The sequence below is a fragment of the Halomonas citrativorans genome (assembly GCF_014898005.1).
In the GTDB taxonomy this organism is placed as follows: Bacteria; Pseudomonadota; Gammaproteobacteria; order Pseudomonadales; family Halomonadaceae; genus Vreelandella; species Vreelandella citrativorans.
In genome coordinates this window covers 270587-289834 of the sequence record NZ_JABUYX010000001.1, presented here as the reverse complement: position 1 = coordinate 289834, position 19248 = coordinate 270587, and the positions used below count along the sequence as shown (strand labels likewise).

Below are 19248 nucleotides of genomic sequence, written 5' to 3'. Positions count from 1 at the left end.
AAGAGCGCGTCCTGCTGTCGAAGGTAGGCCAGAGCCTGTTAGAATATGGCTTAATTCGACATAAGGAGCGCGACATGACGCGTAAGAAAAAAACACGTTCTTTGGCTGACAAGGTGACGATTCGCACCGGGCGCCGCAAAGACTATAAACAGTGGCGCCATGATAACCCCGACCAAGTGACCTCATCACGCCGTTTTGTCGCCAAAAAGCAGCAGCAGCGTAAACTTCAGGCAGAGCGCAAGCTGGCGCGCCAACAGGAGGGCCAAAGTATCGCCATCCATCCTGACAAAGAGGCGGATCATACGCCAGAGGATAAATCGTAATGCGATTGGTTTCTTTCAACATCAACGGCATCCGCGCTCGGCTTCATCAGTTGCAGGCCTTGATTGATACCCAGCAGCCTGACGTTATAGGCCTGCAGGAAACCAAAGTACAGGACAGCGAGTTCCCCCTGGCCGATGTAGAGGCTATGGGCTATCACGTCTATTACCATGGGCAAAAAGGCCACTATGGGGTGGCGTTAATGTGCCGCCAAAAGCCCCAGGACATCTTTTATGGCTTTCCCGATGATGGCGAAGAAGCGCAGCGGCGCATGATTGGCGTACGCTTGCTGGCTAACGACGGCGAATCAGTCACCGTTTGGAACGGCTACTTCCCACAGGGTGAAAACGTTAGCCATCCGACGAAATTTCCCCATAAAGCGCACTTTTACCGCCAACTCACAAGTCTGCTCAACAAACATTACCGTGCGGACGAGCGTCTAGCGATTATGGGTGATTTTAACATTTCACCTGAAGATCAGGATATCGGTATTGGCGAGGCAAGCCGCAAGCGCTGGCTGCGTGAAGGCAAAGCAAGTTTTCAGCCGATTGAGCGCGAATGGCTGGCGGGCATCAAAGCCTGGGGACTAACCGACAGCTATCGCCTTTGCTACCCAGAGAACAATGAGCGGTTCAGTTGGTTTGATTATCGTTCCAAAGGCTTTGACCGCGAGCCCAAACGTGGCCTACGGATCGACTATATTCTAGTAACACAGCCGCTTGCCGACTGCATTCAGGCAGCGGGGATCGATTATGAGCTGCGCGCTATGGAACGCCCCTCCGACCATGCACCGACCTGGAGCGATTTTGCGATTACGCTCAGTACTTCTGACGTTAATTGAAATTGGCCAGCCACTGGCTGGCTTCTTCATCGCCCAACTCAGCTGCCTGAAAAAGTGCCTGCTCGGCCTGCTCTTCATTTCCCCAGGCATAAGCCAACTGCCCATATTGGCGCCAGTCCTTGGCCGCTTGGGTATATTCAGCCAATGCCTGCCAGGCACTTAGCGCATTGTCGACGTGCCGGGCCTGTTGCCAGGACGTGGCGAGCAAGCGTAACGAGTGCTCATCTCGCTCAAGCTCCCCCTTCGCCAAGGCATTTTCCACATGTTCAGCGGCCCGCGCAGGCGTTCCTCCGCTTCGATGCAACTGAACCAGTAGCCAAAAGTCATCCTTTGTTTCCAGCTTGCCCAACTGCCACGCCATTTCCCACAAGCCAGCGGCAACGCCTGGCTGGCCTGCCTGCTGGGCAAGCCCCGCTGCCTGCTGCCACGCGTCTCTATCGCTTTGTGGGCCCAGGCCTTCAACCAACCAGCCAAGCGCCTGCTCGCTTTGCCCTGAATGTCGTAGTACGGCAAGCGCCAGTGCTTGCTGGCTCTCATCAAGCGCTTGTGTTTGCTCAACGGCCTGATTCAGCCGCTCAGCGGCAGCATCCCACTGCGCCTCTTGCGCCATCAGACGCACCAACTGCCATAGCGCGGCGATATCCTGCTCGCTCTCTAGCCATTCGCTCAATAAATCAATGGCCTGCTCATTTTGCCCCGCCACACGCCGCAGCGACGCTTCTTCACGCAACCAACGCGCTGCCTGCTCTGCACCCACACCGCTGGTCTGACGCGCCAATGCGAGATGATCAGCGGCCTGAGCAGGCTTTTCCTGGCGAGCCAAAGCGCTTGCCGCCAGCTGATGGTAGAGCGCACTGGCCCAACGATCAGAAACATTTCCTCCAGCCAATCGATTCGCCTGGGCGGTGGCGCGTTCAGCCACGGTCTCAAACGCACCACTTTGCAACTGCTCTTGCTGCATTTTCAAATCACGAATGATGTCACCCGAAAGCGGTGCATCGGCCTGGGCGGCAGAAGCCCAGACACTGAACATTAGAATCCATGCTAAACGCTGCATTCCGCTACCTCAATTGAAACTCTATGCGCTGTGTGGCACGCCGGATCTGCTGGCTGCTGGCAAACTGCCACTGCCCAATAGCCTTTTGGGCGGCGTCATCAAATACACGCCGTGGCTGAGAATTCGTTACTCGAACGGAGGACCGGTCAACGCTACCATCGCGACGAATAATAAATTCCACCTCAACGAACCCTTCCATACCTCTGCGCTGCGCGCGCGGTGGATAATTGGGGTTAACACGATTGGTAGGCGCCACCTGCCCGACACTTACTGGCTCGTTGGAAGGCGGCGCTTCGGCTACCGGGGCCGCTTCACGCTGAGCGGGTGCCTCCGTGGGCGTCTCTACTGGCGCTGCTTCCTTCGGCGGCTCTGGGGATGGCTCAGGTGCAGGTTCCGGCTGCGGTGCGGGCTGAGGCTCGGGTTGAGGTTCGGGCGCTATTTCCGTTAACTCCGGCAGCTCATCATCCATCTCCACCGGCTCGACGGGTACGTCAGGTAGCTCTACATCAGGCAGCGTAATAGCACTATCGGTTACCGGAGGCGGCTCGGGTGTCGGCATGGGCGGCGGCGCCTGCTGAGGCGTGGCTTGCGCAGGCTGCGGCGCTGGCGCCTCTTGCTCAGGCGCCACTTCTGGCGCTTCCACCATATTCATGGTCATGGTCATTATCGGCGTTTCAGGCTCGCTTTCTGGCGGCGTTACCAGTAGCGCCAGCAGCCAAAATAGACCCACTGCCAGCGTAATTCCCACCAGAAAGGACACCGCATGACGCATCATGGCGCACTCCGGCTCGCAGCGACGGCCACCTGCTCTACCCCAGCCTCTTTAAGGCGATCCATAACTTCAATGAGCAGCCCGGTCGTCGATGCCTGGTCCGCCTGAATCACGGCAGACCCTTGCTCGGTCAACATACCGGCCACTTCCCGCCCTACGTGATGGACATCCACTGGCTTACCGTCCACCCAGACAGCACCTTCAGGCGTAATAGCCACCAGCACCTGCGCTTCCGGGCGTGGACTCGCCGCACTCGATTCCGGGCGTTCAATCTCGATACCGCTCTCTTTAATAAAACTGGTCGTTACGATAAAGAAGATCAGCATAATGAACACCACATCGAGCATGGGCGTCAGGTTGACTTCATTGCTTTCTGCGTTTGCGTCCATTGAACGGCGTCTACGCATCACTCTCCTCCAAGGCACGTGCCAGCCGGTCATGCAACCGCTGATCTTCTCGACGAATCACGTGCTCTAAACGACTAATAAACAGAAGCCCCACGACCGCAATCGCCATGCCGGTTAACGTAGGCAGCGTTGCACGCGCCACGCCATCAGCCATCGCGCGCGCTTGATGCGTATCACTCATCGAGAGACTATCAAATACGGTAATCATGCCGGTAACAGTACCCAGCAGGCCCAGCAAGGGGCAGAGCGCGACCAGCAGCTTTAACCAGGGCAGCGGACGACGAAGCCTGGCCACTAGTGCTTCTGTCCACACGTGGCGTAGCGTGCGCGCGCTCCAGCTGCGGTGGTCGCGGCGCTCCGCCCAGCGACGAATCAACTGCCGACGGGCGGAACGCCAGGTAATGCGGTAGTACCACCAGCGCTCTATCGCCATGCCGAACACCAGCACCGCGACCAACGCCAGCACGACCAGAACCGCACCACCGGCATCGACTAACCGCTCTACCGGTTCAAGCCAGAGAGGTAGCGTGGGCATATCAATTCACCGACGTAGCATGAGCAGTAGATTGAGCTTCCAAATGATCCGCCAAGGTCGCACTCGCCTCGCCTTCAATCACCTGGCTTAAGTGACGGCTGCGGCTTGAAAGCGCCGTTTGCGCAAACAGCAAAGGCACCGCCGTAATGAGGCCCAGCACCGTGGTGACCAATGCCTGGCTAATCCCCCCTGCCATGAGCTGCGGATCGCCAGTGCCAAACACGGTAATCGCCTGAAACGTTACAATCATGCCGGTCACCGTTCCTAACAACCCCAGCAGCGGTGCAATAGCAGCCAATAGCTTAACAATGGGCTGACCCCGCTCAATGCGCGGCAGCTCTGCTAGTACCGCTTCATCCAAACGTGCTTCTAACGCTTCAGGGGTTTGGTGCTTATCCATCTCTTTAAAGCGAAGCAACACGCGGCCTAGTGGGTTATTCGACTGCAACTGGTTAAGCGACTGACGTTGACGGCGCACACGAAGACTCTGTAGCACCAAGTAAGCATATTGCCCCAACGCCACCAATAGACCCAACACCCCTAGCACGACGATGACATAACCGACGTACCCGCCCTGCTGGAAACGCTCCCACAGGCTAGGACGTTGAGAAAGCGCCTGTAAAACGGGGCCTTGAGTGGGGTCAATCAGGAATTCCCTGCTTTCTCCCTGATGGTACGCCGCGAGCACACTTTGAATTTCGTCTGGCGTACGCGGCGCTTCGGCCAAATGACTGACGTCACCATCTTGCTGAAGTAGTGCATTTTCCGTAAACGCGGCGAAGTCACCCAATCGAACCACGTTACGGGGCGCGATCGTGCCGCCGGAATCCGCGACCGGAAGCTCCAAACGTTCAACCTGCCCGGTTTTTGCAGCCAGCGTTGCCAGGCTGTCGACCACGTTTTCTAGCTGACGACGCTCAAGCACTTCCGCGTTATCCAGGCGAGGCGGCAGTATCTCTTCTTGCAAGGTTAACCAGCTATCTTCACCCAATGCGTTGCGCACTTCGGTACTGTGTCGCGCAAGGTTGGCCAACAAGCCGGAAAGCGCTTCACCCTGTTCGTTCTGGCGCTCGGTTAACTCACTGGCCTGCTCAGCCTGCTCGGTTTGCTGGGCTTGCAGCGCCTCACGCTGCTCCTCGGCTGACTGGTGGGCGGCGCGAGCCTCTTCAAGCGCTGCATTTAACGCTTGCTGATCTTCCAAAAAGCGCGCCAAGCGCTCCTGATCACGCGCCTCAGCGGCCTGGCGTGCTTCGCGTAGCGATGAAACAGGCTCACTTTGCGCCGAGACGCCGAAACTGACGGCGACAAGCCCCACCAACAAACCAGCACTTACCAGGCGTTGCAGACGTTGACGATTGACGCTCATGGCTGACCTCCCTGCTGTTCTGCAACGGTAATGGATAGCGGCAACCTCAATAGATCCGGCGTGCGCTGGTCAGCGGCGATGCGCAGACCATTGCGGACTTCGCGCCGTGCTCGCTCATCCAACGGTAGCCATTCATGGTTGGCGGCATCCCAAACACCGCCTTCCCGAGCGTCTGGCGTCAGGTAGTAAAATCCAATTCTACCGACGCGTAGATAATCTACTTCCCGAGCATTGTCTTCAGGGCTTTGCAAACGTCCGCGCCAGTTATCAATGTCACGGCCGTATTCAAGCTCTACTCGCCATGCTTCTAATAAGCCGTTGATCCGCTCAACGGTGTTGCTGCTCTGCGCCTCATCAGAGTGCACGACTCGAGCCAAGCGCTCATCGCGCAAGAACGGCATATCCTGCTCAATCCAGCGCGTTAGCTGTGCTTGCATATCCTGCTCGATAAGCGGTAGCGCCGCGCGTGTCTCTTCCAGGGTATTCAGTGCAGTACTTAAACGCTTCTGACGTTCGGCTTCTTCTACCAAACGCGCACTTAGCGACGCGTTTGTGGCCTCCATTTGGCGAGTCTCACGCTCTAGCCGACGTAACTCTTCTAGCGCGCCCCGGGTCTCTTCATCGGCTGCATCAATTTGCTGCTGCAGGGCCGCCTGGGTTTGTTGGGCTTCTACGCTCTGGGCCGCCTGGCCCGCTGTTTCATCGCTTGCCATTAGCCCACCGCTGACTAGCACGAAGGCTAAGCAACACGTACGCACGGCAAAGAAAGACCTGTTCAGCACGTCGACTCTCCGTTACTGCCTAGCGAGCTTTACCATTAGCCACACTAGAAACCAATTAAGTATAAGAACGATTTGCGTTTAAATTCTACGCGGTAGCCTACCACCATCTCAATAAATGACAATATTTATCATTAACATTAAGACGTTTTTTTGCTTTATTTTGGGTATAAAAAAGGGCGCCAAATGGCGCCCCGCTTATAATGGTGATGCTTGATGTCTTAAACGTTCAACATGACACATGTCTTTATGGCACATGTCTTTATGACACGGTCCTTATGACATAGCCTTTGGTTAGCGGCGCGAGAGGAAGCTCCCACGCCTGCTCACGGCTTACCCATTTGGCTTCAGCGATTTCAGCGGCCGCCTCTACCGGCTCATCAATCACCAGCCCATAGAGCTGCGCTTCAATCGTCATGCCAGGCTCATTCGCCGCCGGGGCCTTCTGTACGCCCAAAGGAAGCAGCCGGTCTTCAGTGACATGCAAACCGAGCTCTTCTTTAAGCTCACGACATAGTGCTGCCAGTGCCGTTTCACCCAGGTCGATCTTACCGCCCGGCTGCATAAAGAAAGCGGTGCCCTGTTTACGCACCAGCAGCAGTCGACCATCCAGGTCACTTACAACCGCCGCTGCGATTTTCAGTACACTGGCCGTGTTTGGCGTTACATCTGGCATGGCCCTTCCCTCTTTTTACCGCTTACCGGATGAGACTATTAAAACTCCCAGTCATCATCTTCAGTGGCAATGGCTTTGCCAATAACGTACGAGGAGCCAGAGCCTGAGAAGAAGTCGTGGTTTTCATTCGCGCTGGGCGACAGAGCCGCCATAATCGTCGGGTCAACGTCGGTCACGCTACTGGGGAACAGCGGCTCATAGCCCAGGTTCATCAGCGCTTTGTTGGCGTTATAATGAAGAAATTTCTTCACATCTTCCGACAGCCCCACTTCGTCATACAGTGACTCGGTGTAGCGCACTTCATTATCATACAGCTCAAGAAGCAGCTCATACGCGTAATCCTTGACTTCCTGCTGACGCTCGGGCGTGGCTTCTGCCAAGGCTTGCTGGAATTTGTAGCCAATGTAGTAACCGTGTACCGCTTCATCGCGAATAATCAAACGAATAAGATCAGCGGTGTTGGTTAGCTTGGCGTGGCTGGACCAGTACATGGGCAGATAGAAGCCCGAATAGAACAAAAAGGACTCCAAAAATACGCTGGCCACCTGGCGCATCAACGGGTCATCAGAGCGATAGCGCTCCAGAATCAGTTCTGACTTAGCCTGGAGCGTGGGATTCTCTTCACTCCACCGGAAGGCATCGTCCACATCGCGCGTGGCGCATAGCGTCGAGAAAATCGAGCTGTACGAACGCGCATGCACCGACTCCATAAACGCAATATTGGTGTATACCGCCTCTTCATGGGGTGTGCGAGCATTTTCCATTAGCACCGGAGCACCAATGCTGCTTTGGATCGTATCCAGCAGCGTCAGGCCTGTAAACACGCGAATGGTTAGCTGCTTTTCCTGCTGGGTCAGTGTGTTCCACGATTGAATATCGTTGGAAAGCGGCACTTTTTCCGGCAGCCAAAAGTTACTGGTCAGGCGATTCCATACTTCAAGATCCTTGTCATCCTGAAGACGGTTCCAGTTGATCGCATTCACCCGCGATAAGCGTTGCGTGGTAGTCATGAAATAACTCTCATTAAAAGCGCCGTATTACATACGGCGCATCAAGTACAGAATATCAAATGCTGGCAATTTGCCAGGCACGGGTATTAAAGCGTGCAGGAAACACAGCCTTCCACTTCAGTACCTTCCAGCGCGCTTTGGCGCAGACGAATGTAATAGAGCGTTTTAATACCTTTTCGCCACGCGTAAATCTGCGCCTTATTGATATCACGCGTTGTCGCAGTGTCCGGGAAGAACAGCGTCAATGAGAGCCCCTGATCAACGTGCTTGGAAGCCTCAGCGTAGGTATCAATAATCTTCTCAGGGCCAATTTCATAAGCGTCCTGGAAGTAATCAAACGTGGACTCGCTCAAGAACGGCGCAGGGTAATAAGCACGCCCCAGCTTGCCTTCTTTACGAATCTCGATCCTGGCCGCTACCGGGTGGATACTTGAGGTCGAGTGGTTAATATAGGAAATAGAGCCCGTGGGCGGCACCGCCTGCAAGTTGCGATTATAAAGGCCGTGGGCCATTACCGAAGCCTTGAGCTCCTGCCAGTCCTGCTGAGTAGGCAGCGTGATGTCGCTACGCTCGAACAGGCCGCGTACTTTATCGGTGCGTGGCAGCCACTCCTGGTCGGTATATTTATCGAAGAACTCGCCCGTTGCATATTTGGAGTCTTCAAAGCCTGCAAACGTATCGTTATGCTCAATCGCCAAGCGGTTCGATGCGCGGATGGCATGAAAGGCGATGCAGTAGAAATACAGGTTGGTAAAGTCCAACCCCTCTTCAGAGCCATAATAAATGTGTTCGCGAGCCAGGTAACCGTGCAGGTTCATCTGACCAAGACCAATAGCGCGTGACTTGGCATTACCTTCGGCAATAGAGGGTACGCTACGTAGATTGCTCATTTCAGAAACCGCGGTTAACCCGCGAATGGCGATCTCAACGCTTTCGCCAATATTGCCGGCGTCCATTACCTTGGCGATGTTCATCGATCCCAGGTTACAGGAGATATCCTGCCCCATTTGGCGATAGCCAAGATCATCGTCGTATTCGGTAGGTGTGTTGACCTGCAGAATTTCCGAGCACAGGTTACTCATATTGATACGACCAGCAATCGGGTTCGCCCGGTTGACCGTATCTTCAAACATGATGTACGGGTAGCCCGACTCAAACTGCAGCTCTGCCAGTGTCTGGAAGAATGCCCGCGCATTGATTTTGTGCTTACGGATGCGCGCGTCCGCGACCATCTCATGGTATTTCTCGGTAACGCTGACGTCGCCAAACGGGACGCCATAAACACGCTCAACGTCGTAAGGCGAGAACAGGTACATATCGTCATTACGCTTGGCAAGCTCAAACGTAATATCCGGAATCGTCACGCCCAGCGACAACGTTTTAATGCGGATTTTCTCGTCAGCATTTTCACGCTTGGTATCCAAAAAGCTCAGGATATCGGGGTGGTGCGCATTCAGATAAACCGCGCCAGCGCCTTGGCGAGCACCCAGCTGGTTCGCATAGGAGAAGGCATCTTCCAAGAGTTTCATGATCGGGATAATACCCGACGACTGATTTTCAATACGCTTGATGGGTGCGCCGGACTCACGGATATTGCTCAACAAAAAGGCAACACCGCCGCCCCGCTTGGAAAGCTGTAGCGCTGAGTTAATCGAGCGACCGATCGACTCCATGTTGTCTTCAATACGCAGCAAGAAGCACGATACCAACTCACCGCGCTGCTGCTTGCCGCAGTTCAGGAAGGTAGGCGTCGCTGGCTGGAAACGACCGCTGATTATTTCATCAACCAAGGATTTTGCCAGCGCTTCATCGCCGCGCGCCAGGGTCAGTGCCACCATGCATACGCGGTCTTCATAGCGCTCAAGGTAACGCTTACCGTCGAACGTTTTTAGCGTATAGCTGGTGTAGTACTTGAAGGCACCTAAAAAGCTTGGAAAACGGAATTTGTAGGCATACGCCTGCTCAAACAACGCTTTAACAAAAGCGAAGCTGTATTGGCCGAGCATCTCCGCTTCGTAATAGCCCTCTTCCATCAGGTAATCGAGCTTTTCTTCCAGCGAGTGGAAAAAGACGGTGTTCTGGTTAACATGTTGCAGGAAGTACTGACGTGCTGCTTCACGGTCTTTATCCAGCTGTAGCTCACCGTTGGCACCGTACAAATTAAGCATCGCGTTTAGCGCGTGGTAATCCAAAGTACGCGCTTCGGAAGCTCCCGTAGCCGGCCGTTTGGGTTCAGCCTGGTTTTTCGTGACTAGGTTTGTCGTTTCCAAAACTCTTCTACTCCTTTGCGAACCTTGGCCACGTCATCGTCGGTGCCAAATAATTCAAATCGATACAGCAATGGCACACGGCACTTTTCTGCAATAACGCGACCAGCCAGGCCATACGCATCACCAAAATTAGTGTTACCGGCAGCAATGACGCCGCGAATAAAGCGTCTATTCTGCTCATCGTTAAGAAAGCGAATAACTTGCCCTGGCACCGCACCTTTTGCCTCGCCGCCCCCGTAGGTGGGCGTGATTAATATATAAGGTGCTGTGGCATGTAGCGTCGGTTCATCACGCCCTAGCGGAAGACGCTGTGCGGCCAGACCAAGTTTTTGTACAAAACGATGAGTGTTACCTGATTTGGTGGAGAAATAAATTAGGCTGCCGACCTGGGGTGTTGCAGCGGCGGCGTCCACCAACATAGCAATTTTACGCCAACGCTTGGATACGGTCCGGGCGGAAACCCGACCAGTGATCATCACCAGCAACGACCACTGGAAGCTGGCGGTAGCCAAGGGCTTCTACTTCTTGCTGGGCACCTGACTCAGCGGTGATATCAATAACGGTATACGCTAGACCCTGTTTATCCAGAGCACGGTAGGTAGCAGTACACTGAACACAAGCAGGCTTGCTATAAATCTGGATTGCCATGGTCATTTTCCCCTTTTCATAGCGGTATTTTTCGGGCAGAGCATATCTAGTACCTCCCCCCCTCTGAAGACATCACACATACTATATATAGACCATGGGAAAATCAATTCAAGCATATATAGTATTTTTTCATCCACAGGTTATTGACAGCTCATGCCCAGCCTACGGTCTGGAAACAAAAAAACCGCCCCACAGAGGGGGCGGCATTGTGCAGGCGCCAGCGGCTGGCATCCTGCCCGACATAGCGCTAAATTAAGCGATAGCAGCCTGATAGCGACGCTCTACGTCTTCCCAGTTAACGACGTCGAAGAACGTAGCAACGTAGTCAGGACGCTTGTTCTGATACTTCAGGTAGTAGGCGTGCTCCCATACATCCAGGACGAGCAGCGGCGTGTTGCCGTGCATCAACGGGTTATCCTGGTTCAGCGTATTTTCAACAACCAGCTTTTTCGCGGGAGTCACGGAGAGCCATGCCCAGCCGCTACCAAAACGACCTACGGCTGCCTTTTTGAACTCTTCCTTGAAGGAGTCCAGGCCGCCTAGTTCGCTATCAATAGCATTGGCAACATCGCCCTGAGGCTGACCACCACCGTTCGGCGACATCATTTGCCAGAACATGGAGTGGTTGGCATGGCCGCCGCCGTTGTTAATAACCGCTTGACGCTTGGCTTCCGGCACACGGTCCAGGTTTGAGACGAGCTCTTCAATCGCAACGTCCTCAAGGCCTGTGCCCTCAAGTGCAGCGTTGAGGTTATTGACGTACGTTTGGTGGTGACGCGAGTGGTGAATTTCCATGGTCATCGCATCAATATGCGGCTCGAGTGCGTCATAAGCGTACGGCAGTTCGGGAAGTGTATGTGCCATATTATCATCTCCTTGAGTGGCTTGCGTTGCGTTCATCATGATAGGTGTGGTCAGCCCACACCTTTTTCAACCGCTTTGGCGGCACTTTCTCACATTGCCCGTACTTTAGCCAACTACGGGCAGTTTATCTAATTTACTCTCCTAAAAAAGCCGGCTTTTAATAAGCCGGCTTGGGTAAACCAAGTCAATCCAGAAACGCCTTACAGCTTGCTCTCAAGTTCAGGCAGAATCTCGAACAAATCGCCTACCAGACCATAGTCCGCTACTTGAAAGATCGGTGCTTCATCGTCTTTATTAATCGCGACAATGACCTTGGAGTCTTTCATGCCCGCCAAATGCTGAATGGCGCCCGAAATACCTACGGCAATATAGAGATCAGGTGCCACGATCTTGCCGGTTTGCCCGACCTGCATGTCGTTAGGAACAAAGCCTGCATCTACCGCTGCCCGTGAGGCGCCTACGGCCGCCCCCAGCTTGTCGGCGATACCGTCCAGCAGCTTGAAGTTCTCGCCATTGCCCATGCCGCGGCCGCCTGAAATAACCACTTTGGCGCCACCCAGCTCGGGTCGGTCGGACTGTGCAAGTTCTTCTTTAACAAAGCTTGACTGGGTATTTTCAACCACCACATCGACCGCTTCTAGCGTAGCGCTGCCGCTGCTGGCAACGGCATCAAACGCGCTGGAGCGTACGGTAATTACTTTCAGCGCATCATCACTTTTCACGGTGGCGATGGCGTTCCCCGCATAAATGGGACGCAGGAAGGTGTCAGCGCTCTCAATGCCAATGACGTCGGAAAGCTGGCTAACATCTTTTAGGGCAGCCAAACGCGGCAACACATTTTTACCGGTTGTGGAGGCGCTCGCCAGCACATGGGTGTAACCACTGGCTAACTCCACCAGCAGCGCGCCCATGGGCTCAGCCAGTTGGTAAGCGTAAACAGCGTTATCTGCAACCCGCACCTTGCTGACGCCATCAAGCTTGGCGGCTGCTTCAGCGGCAGCCTGGACGCCCTCTCCAGCCACCAGAACGTCAATATCGCCACCGATGGCTTTGGCGGCAGCTACCACGTGAGCGGTGGCGCTGGCGAGTTGGCCGTCATTGATATCGGCAAGTACCAAAATGCTCATTAGATCAGCTCCTTTCAAAGCACTTATCTTGAAGAACTTATCTCAAAGAACTTTTCTTAAAGAACTTTGGCTTCGTTTTTTAGTTTATCGATCAATTCATCCACCGACGCAACCTTAATACCGCCTTTACGTTCTGCCGGGGACTCGACTTTCAAAAGGCTTACCCTGGATGCCACCTCAATGCCGTAATCGGCAGGGGTTTTGACGTCCATCGGTTTCTTTTTAGCCTTCATGATATCCGGCAGCTTGGCGTAGCGTGGCTCGTTCAAGCGCAAATCGGTTGTCACAATGGCAGGCAGCGTCAGCGCAACAGTCTGCAAGCCGCCATCGATTTCACGGGTAACGTTAACCGTATCACCATCAATGGCCACTTCTGAGGCGAACGTGCCTTGCGGCAAGTTGGTTAAGGCAGCCAGCATCTGGCCCGTCTGGTTATTGTCGGTGTCGATCGCCTGCTTACCCAGGATGACCAAGCCGGGCTGCTCTTCGTCAACCACCTTGGCCAGCAACTTGGCAACTGCTAGCGACTCAACTCGCTCGTCGGTTTCGATGTGAATAGCGCGGTCAGCACCCAGCGCCAGCGCGGTACGCAGCTGTTCCTGGGCGGCTTTGGGGCCAACGGTGACGGCCACCACTTCAGTAGCAACGCCCTTCTCTTTTAGGCGTACCGCCTCTTCCACCGCAATTTCGCAGAAGGGATTCATGGCCATTTTGACATTGGTAAGATCAACGTCAGAGTGATCTGCTTTGACGCGGATTTTGACGTTATAGTCGATGACGCGTTTAACCGCGACGAGTACTTTCATAGGTTCCTCGCTTGGCTGGTGGCAAAAGCCGTTAACCAAAGTCGGCACCCGCCCAGCGGACACCGCTTATAAAAGAGTCAGCCTCGCCATACGCGATGACGATGCCGAAGAGATTCATGCAAGCGTTTGATAGGCACGCAGTTACAAAACCTTGTTAATTTGCCACAGCCTGCCCAATGGCAACAATACCCATTCGCTACCGCTATAGTCGAACAATCACCAAACAGGGCTACGTTTGGGCCACTGAGCATGAAACGCGCTTTTAGCATCGTAGGCGTGACCTGACCACGGTATTATGCCTATCATGGAGCATAACCAGAAGCAAACGACCGTTTTATATTAAGGCCGTGTTTTTATAAGGCACTGCACTTATGAGAATAAGGAGAGACCAGGTGGAAAATGTTGAACGCGACGTCATGGACTTTGATGTAGTGATTGTAGGCGCGGGTCCTTCTGGGCTTGCCGCTGCCTGCCGCCTGATGCAGCAAGCAAATGAAGCCGAACAAGAACTGACCGTTTGTGTCGTGGAAAAAGGCTCTGAAGTCGGTGCGCACATTTTATCTGGCGCGGTGTTTGAGCCACGGGCGCTCAATGAACTCTTTCCCGACTGGCAAGAGCGTGGCGCCCCTTTGAACACTCCCGCCATTCGCGATGATGTTTACCTGCTCAAAGATGCCCAAAAGGCACAGAAGCTGCCCAATTCGCTGGTCCCCAAAAGCATGCACAATACCGGCGGTGATCAAACGCGCTACGTGATCAGTGCTGGTAATCTGTGCCGCTGGCTTGCCGAGCAAGCTGAAGCGCTGGGTGTTGAAATTTTCCCCGGCTTCGCCGCCCAGGACGTCATTATTGAAGAAGATGCCGTACGCGGCATTTTGATAGGCGATATGGGCGTCGCCGCTGACGGCACGCCGAAAGATGGCTATATGCCGGGCATGGAGCTGCGTGCCAAATACACGCTGTTTGCTGAAGGCGCGCGTGGTCATTTAGGCAAACGCTTAATCAAGCATTTTTCCCTTGATGCTGGACGCGACCCGCAACACTACGGCATTGGCCTAAAAGAGCTCTGGGACGTTCCCGCTGACAAGCATGAACCCGGGCTTGTGGTTCACGGTTCTGGCTGGCCGCTGGATAAAGATACCTCTGGGGGCTGGTTCCTGTATCACGCTGAAAACCAGCAGGTAGTGGTTGGCCTGATTATGGATCTTTCCTATCAGAACCCCTGGCTTTCGCCGTTTGATGAATTTCAGCGCATGAAGCATCACCCGGCGCTTAGCCAATATCTGGAAGGCGGTAAGCGTGTAGCTTACGGCGCCCGAGCGCTCACCAAAGGAGGTTTTAACTGCCTGCCTAAAATGACGTTTGCAGGCGGCCTACTAATTGGCTGTGATGCAGGAACCCTTAATTTCTCCAAAATCAAAGGCCTGCATACCGCCATGAAGTCAGGCCTGGTGGCCGCTGAAAGCGTTTTTGAAGCCCTAAAAGCAGGTGATGAAGGCGCGCAAGAACTGGCTAGCTTTACCCAAAAGTGGGAAGCCAGCTGGGCTTACGAAGAGCTTAAAGAAAGCGCAAGCTTTGGACCCGCCATGCATAAGTACGGCACCGTGGGTGGCGGCGCTTACAACTTTGTTAATCAGTTGCTGGGCAACAAGCTGCCCAATGTTCACGACACGACCACTGATTACGGCGCTCTAAAACCGGCGGCTGAGTTTGAAAAAATCAATTACCCCAAGCCGGACGGAAAGCTCTCGTTTGATAAGTCCTCTTCGGTGTTTCTCTCCAACACCAATCACGAAGAGGACCAGCCGTGCCACCTGCACCTGGACGATCCTGACATTCCGATTAAGCACAACTTACCCAAGTATGCCGAGCCGGCCCAGCGTTACTGCCCTGCAGGCGTGTATGAAGTGGTAGAGGATGATGCTGGGCAGCCACGTTTTCAGATCAACTTCCAGAACTGCGTGCACTGCAAAACCTGTGACATTAAGGACCCGGCCCAGAATATTACCTGGGTAGCGCCTGAAGGCGGCGGCGGGCCCAACTATCCCAATATGTAAGCTGTAAACAGCAGGCGCCAAACAGAGCCACTTGCACCGCCTAACAGTTAGGCGGATTGCACAGGTGGCTCTAATCGCTCAATGGGTGCGCGGCGAGCAATTAAACGTCGCCTGCCTGCTTGAACAAAACGCACATCAATGACCGGATCAGAGGGATTACCTTCTACCGAGGCAATCTCTCCCTCACCAAAAACGGCGTGATGCAGCCGCTGTCCGGGGTAAAAGTGCTCCCCTGGCGCATAAGCGGCCTGGGGCTCCTTCACCTCGGGCGCCGTTAACGTAATATCGTCACGCCCTAACCGCTCAAGATAGCGTTGTACAATCGCTGGCGAAGCCGCCCGTAACACAGCGCTTGTGGGCTCGCTCTTCGCTAGACACTCGGCAACCTGCATGCTGTCCTGCCATGCGCTTTCAGCAATAAAGCGACTTGGACGATGCGAGCCACCATCGTGCATAACCAGAAGCTGCTCTTCTGCGCGAGTAATCGCGACATAAAAGAGTCGGCGTTCTTCTTCAAGGCGCTCATCGCTCAGTGGCGTATCCCGGCTATAATGCGGGAAGTCTTCCTCATTGACGCCGGCGACTACCACAAGCGGCCACTCCAACCCTTTGGCACCATGCACGGTTGAAATCAGGACACCCCCGGCCTGGTTTTCAACCGGACGCTCTAATAACGCTATAAAGGCGTCCGGATCAGGCACGCTTTGAGCCTGTTCGATCAGCACATCCAAAAGGCGGACGTCCTCTTCGCCTTTATCCCGCCGGGCTGCGGCACGCTTTAGCGTTTTTTCAGCGTCGATGCTTTCCACCACATGGCTAAGTAATTTAGCGGATGGCCATGCACGTAGCCGGGGAAGCTCACACAATAACGCCCAGCGTTTTTTTAACGTACGCCGTTGAAGCGGCTTTAGCTCAGTAAGCACGGGGTCATGCCGTTCTGGCCACTCTTGCGTAGTGGCCAACTGGTAGGCCAAGCGCTGTAGCCGTTCCCGCGCGACAAAAGGCGTTGGCTGAGAGAGCAGTAACAGCAAGTGTTCTGGGTCGTGGAGAAGCTCAGGACGGCGAGATAGCTTTAAGTAACCCACTAACGCCTGCACCAACGGTAAGCGAAAAACAAAACGATCTTCACGCAGTAAGCGAAAGGGGATGCCGGCCTGCAATAACGCCAGCTGGAACGGTACGGAAAGTGCCCAACTGCGCACTAACAGGCTGACCTGGTGAAAAGCGCGCCCCTGCGCACTCCAATCCATCAAGGTATCCAGCAGGACAGCACTTCCCTGCCCGACCGATACCCGCGTATGCGGATTATTTGCCGCCGCCAAACAGAGCTGATCGGGGCGTCGTTGATTGGCAACAATCGCATGATTCGCGGTTAACGCCAGCGCATGCCCATGGCGAAACGTCGTTGATAGTGGGTAATCGGTGGGCCGCCCGAAGGTCGCGGTAAAATCCTCCAGCATGGTGTCCGGCCGCGCACCACGCCACTCGTAAATGCACTGATTAGCATCCCCTACCGCCATAACCGCCGCCGTGCTACCCGCCAATACCGCAAGGAGGCGTTGCTGCGCCGCGTTGATATCCTGATACTCATCAATAATGACGTGGTCCAAAAAGCCTTCCACGCGCTGGCGTAGCGTAGCGTCAGCTTCCAGCGCCTGGAGCGGCCGATACAGCAAATCGGCGTAGGTCATAAGACCTTCATCCGCGAGCATTCGCTCTGCTTCGTTAAACGCGCTGGGGAAGTAATCAGTGTCCGGCTCGTAGTTAAGCCGCTCATAAAGTGCTTGAGGTTCGGCCATTTCTGCTTTGACCAGATTACAAAAATGCGCCAGCGCCTCCAGGCGCTCGCCCTCAATGGCCGCATCGCGCCGCTCAACGCTTTCACGCAGCACATGTAAACTGGCCTGGCGAAGCAAGCGCTCCAACTGCCAGTCAGCCGACAGCAATCGGCGTGGTGCCAGCACTCCCCAACGGCACAGACTTTGGGTTAATCGATGCCCCAGCGAGTGAAAAGTACGCACCGCAGGCAGCGCCTGCCCGGAGGGGGACATGCTTACCAAGCGTTGATGAAAATCATCCCGTGCTGAGCGGTTAAACATCAGTATCAGCATCCGCTTGGGCGCAACCCCACCGGCCAGCAGATGCAGCACTCGGGCTGCCATGGTGGTGGTTTTACCCGCACCGGCGACTGCCGCTACTCTGGCATGGCCGTTTTCATGATGGACAACAGCGTGTTGTTCTGCGGTTAACTTCACAAAGCCTCACTCGGTGCGCCATTATCGCCGCCAGCGGCGTCCTCAGCATCCACACAGCCGAGTGGAAACCACTCACCGGCACTCCACACACCGACTTCACACTGGCCATTAGCCAGTGTTTTCATACTTGCTGCATCAACCAGTTGATAAAACACATGGCGATGTAATCGGGCGGATAACCCATACCGGACAGCAATTTCCGGCAGCATCTCGCCACCTTGAGTCTCGCTGAACGCTAGAGGGTGTGTCGCGTCAAGGCGCACGACATCTTCAAACTGGGTCGTAAACCACCAGGCATCCTCATGAAAGTCGGCCTCAACAGCCACAAAAGGCAAATCGTCCACCTGGAGACACCAGCGCTCAACAGGCGTCACCAGGCAGTAGCCTTCCGGGTCGTGGCGCAACAGCGAGGATAGCAAACGCGCAACATCAGGGCGGGCAAACGGCTGCCCTTCGTGTAACCAGGTGCCGTCTGCTTGAATCACAATATTGATATCGCCAGACAGCGCTGGCTGCCATTGATCCACAGGCGGAATAGTGGCCACACTTTGACGCTGCTGCAGGAGTCGATCAATATTCATTGCATCCGCCTTGCGCTAATACCGCTTAACGTGAAGACACGAGCCCAGACTGCGCCAGGGCCTGTTTAACATGCGCAGGCGCATCGGGCACGGCTGCTTTAAACAGCTGAAAGAAGTTGGCCGTCGCTTGCATGGCCACTTCATCGACGCTGATGCCCCGCGCTTTGGCGATGCACTCTGCCACCTCAACAACCCACGCAGGTTCGTTGGGTTTGCCACGGTAAGGCACAGGGGCCAAGTAAGGACTATCGGTTTCAATAAGCAGACGATCCAGCGGCAGTTGGCGGGCCAATTCACGCAGCGACGCCGCGTTATTAAAGGTAATAATACCGGACAACGAAATATAGAAGCCAAGCCGCACCGCTTCACGCGCCATGTCCAAGTCTTCCGTAAAGCAGTGGAGCACACCACCGACGCGTGGATCGCTATATTCTCGCAACAAGGCAAGCGTGTCTTCCTTGGCTTCCCGGGTATGCACGATAACGGGCAACTCAAGCTCGCGGGCAGCGATCAAGTGCTGCTTAAAGCGCTCATACTGCACCGCAACCGGCACGCTTTCCCGATAGTGATAATCTAGCCCGGTTTCACCAATGGCAATGGCGCCGTACTGCTCTGCGGCTTCTTGAATATCACTCGCCACTGGCTCTTGCACAGGCGTATGCAGCGGATGAAGGCCCGCAGAAATAGCGACGTCGCTATGCTCACGAGCAATCGCAGCGAGCCCTGGCATATCCTCAAGGCTCACTGAAATCGCCAAAAACTGGCTAACGTTTGCAGCTCTAGCCGCGTTTAGCGTGGCGGCGATATCACCACCATGCGTGTGCTCCGACAAACGATCCAAATGACAGTGCGAATCAACAAACATGAACGTCTCAT

20 protein-coding genes are annotated in these 19248 nt (G+C 54.7%); 3 read left to right on the top strand and 17 right to left on the bottom strand.

The window, feature by feature from the left end; genetic code table 11:
- Positions 1-74 precede the first annotated feature (74 nt).
- Positions 75-323, top strand: a complete 249-nt coding sequence (locus INT20_RS01300; protein WP_172116396.1) for a hypothetical protein — start codon at positions 75-77, stop codon at positions 321-323.
- Positions 323-1162: an exodeoxyribonuclease III gene (xthA, locus tag INT20_RS01295; RefSeq protein ID WP_193056307.1), complete on the top strand. Its 840-nt coding sequence runs from the start codon at positions 323-325 to the stop codon at positions 1160-1162. The genes INT20_RS01300 and xthA overlap by 1 nt, the downstream gene beginning before the upstream one ends.
- Here xthA and INT20_RS01290 read toward each other — a convergent pair.
- The 14 genes from INT20_RS01290 to INT20_RS01225 form a co-directional block, all read right to left on the bottom strand.
- Positions 1155-2219, bottom strand: coding sequence for a hypothetical protein (locus INT20_RS01290; protein WP_193056306.1), 1065 nt, complete (start codon positions 2217-2219; stop codon positions 1155-1157). The genes xthA and INT20_RS01290 overlap by 8 nt on opposite strands.
- A gap of 4 nt (positions 2220-2223) precedes the next feature.
- Complete coding sequence (locus tag INT20_RS01285; RefSeq protein ID WP_193056305.1) at positions 2224-2994, bottom strand: energy transducer TonB; 771 nt, start codon at positions 2992-2994, stop codon at positions 2224-2226.
- On the bottom strand, positions 2991-3398 hold the full coding sequence (locus tag INT20_RS01280; protein ID WP_193056304.1) for an ExbD/TolR family protein: 408 nt from the start codon (positions 3396-3398) through the stop codon (positions 2991-2993). The genes INT20_RS01285 and INT20_RS01280 overlap by 4 nt, the downstream gene beginning before the upstream one ends.
- The gene (locus INT20_RS01275) at positions 3391-3933 is read right to left on the bottom strand and encodes a MotA/TolQ/ExbB proton channel family protein (protein WP_172116391.1); all 543 of its coding nucleotides are present in this window, start codon (positions 3931-3933) and stop codon (positions 3391-3393) included. The genes INT20_RS01280 and INT20_RS01275 overlap by 8 nt, the downstream gene beginning before the upstream one ends.
- Position 3934: 1 nt before the next feature.
- A complete protein-coding gene (locus INT20_RS01270) occupies positions 3935-5299 on the bottom strand; it encodes a MotA/TolQ/ExbB proton channel family protein (protein WP_193056303.1) in 1365 nt (454 codons plus the stop codon).
- Positions 5296-6081: a DUF3450 family protein gene (locus INT20_RS01265; protein WP_193056302.1), complete on the bottom strand. Its 786-nt coding sequence runs from the start codon at positions 6079-6081 to the stop codon at positions 5296-5298. The genes INT20_RS01270 and INT20_RS01265 overlap by 4 nt, the downstream gene beginning before the upstream one ends.
- Positions 6082-6340: 259 nt before the next feature.
- Complete coding sequence (locus INT20_RS01260) at positions 6341-6754, bottom strand: NUDIX hydrolase (RefSeq protein ID WP_193053755.1); 414 nt, start codon at positions 6752-6754, stop codon at positions 6341-6343.
- 38 nt (positions 6755-6792) lie between these two features.
- Positions 6793-7764 (bottom strand): class 1b ribonucleoside-diphosphate reductase subunit beta, encoded by a 972-nt coding sequence (gene nrdF / locus INT20_RS01255; protein WP_087109253.1) that lies wholly within the window; start codon positions 7762-7764, stop codon positions 6793-6795.
- Between the two features lie 86 nt (positions 7765-7850).
- Positions 7851-10034: a class 1b ribonucleoside-diphosphate reductase subunit alpha gene (gene nrdE, locus INT20_RS01250; protein WP_253926942.1), complete on the bottom strand. Its 2184-nt coding sequence runs from the start codon at positions 10032-10034 to the stop codon at positions 7851-7853.
- Positions 10016-10453, bottom strand: a complete 438-nt coding sequence (gene nrdI / locus INT20_RS01245; protein WP_172116387.1) for a class Ib ribonucleoside-diphosphate reductase assembly flavoprotein NrdI — start codon at positions 10451-10453, stop codon at positions 10016-10018. Before nrdI ends, nrdE begins: the two co-directional genes overlap by 19 nt.
- 7 nt (positions 10454-10460) lie before the next feature.
- Entirely contained in the window at positions 10461-10682 is a 222-nt protein-coding gene (gene nrdH, locus INT20_RS01240) for a glutaredoxin-like protein NrdH (RefSeq protein ID WP_087109257.1), read from the bottom strand.
- A 252-nt stretch (positions 10683-10934) separates the two neighbouring features.
- Positions 10935-11546 (bottom strand): superoxide dismutase, encoded by a 612-nt coding sequence (locus INT20_RS01235; RefSeq protein ID WP_193053757.1) that lies wholly within the window; start codon positions 11544-11546, stop codon positions 10935-10937.
- Positions 11547-11746: 200 nt separating this feature from the next.
- Entirely contained in the window at positions 11747-12673 is a 927-nt protein-coding gene (locus INT20_RS01230; protein WP_172116385.1) for an electron transfer flavoprotein subunit alpha/FixB family protein, read from the bottom strand.
- Between the two features lie 56 nt (positions 12674-12729).
- Positions 12730-13479, bottom strand: a complete 750-nt coding sequence (locus INT20_RS01225; protein WP_192526376.1) for an electron transfer flavoprotein subunit beta/FixA family protein — start codon at positions 13477-13479, stop codon at positions 12730-12732.
- A 392-nt stretch (positions 13480-13871) separates the two neighbouring features.
- Between INT20_RS01225 and INT20_RS01220 the strand changes: the two genes are divergently transcribed.
- Positions 13872-15536 carry an electron transfer flavoprotein-ubiquinone oxidoreductase gene (locus INT20_RS01220; RefSeq protein WP_192526375.1) on the top strand — a complete coding sequence of 555 codons (1665 nt, stop codon included), beginning with the start codon at positions 13872-13874 and terminating at the stop codon, positions 15534-15536.
- Between the two features lie 47 nt (positions 15537-15583).
- On the opposite strand, the gene INT20_RS01215 is transcribed toward INT20_RS01220, so the two are convergent.
- The 3 genes from INT20_RS01215 to INT20_RS01205 are packed head-to-tail and all read right to left on the bottom strand — an operon-like array spanning position 15584 to position 19237.
- Positions 15584-17791, bottom strand: coding sequence for an ATP-dependent helicase (locus INT20_RS01215; protein ID WP_193053758.1), 2208 nt, complete (start codon positions 17789-17791; stop codon positions 15584-15586).
- Entirely contained in the window at positions 17788-18372 is a 585-nt protein-coding gene (locus tag INT20_RS01210; protein WP_193053759.1) for a DUF1285 domain-containing protein, read from the bottom strand. The genes INT20_RS01215 and INT20_RS01210 overlap by 4 nt, the downstream gene beginning before the upstream one ends.
- A gap of 25 nt (positions 18373-18397) precedes the next feature.
- Positions 18398-19237 (bottom strand): TatD family hydrolase, encoded by an 840-nt coding sequence (locus tag INT20_RS01205; RefSeq protein WP_193053760.1) that lies wholly within the window; start codon positions 19235-19237, stop codon positions 18398-18400.
- Positions 19238-19248 lie beyond the last annotated feature (11 nt).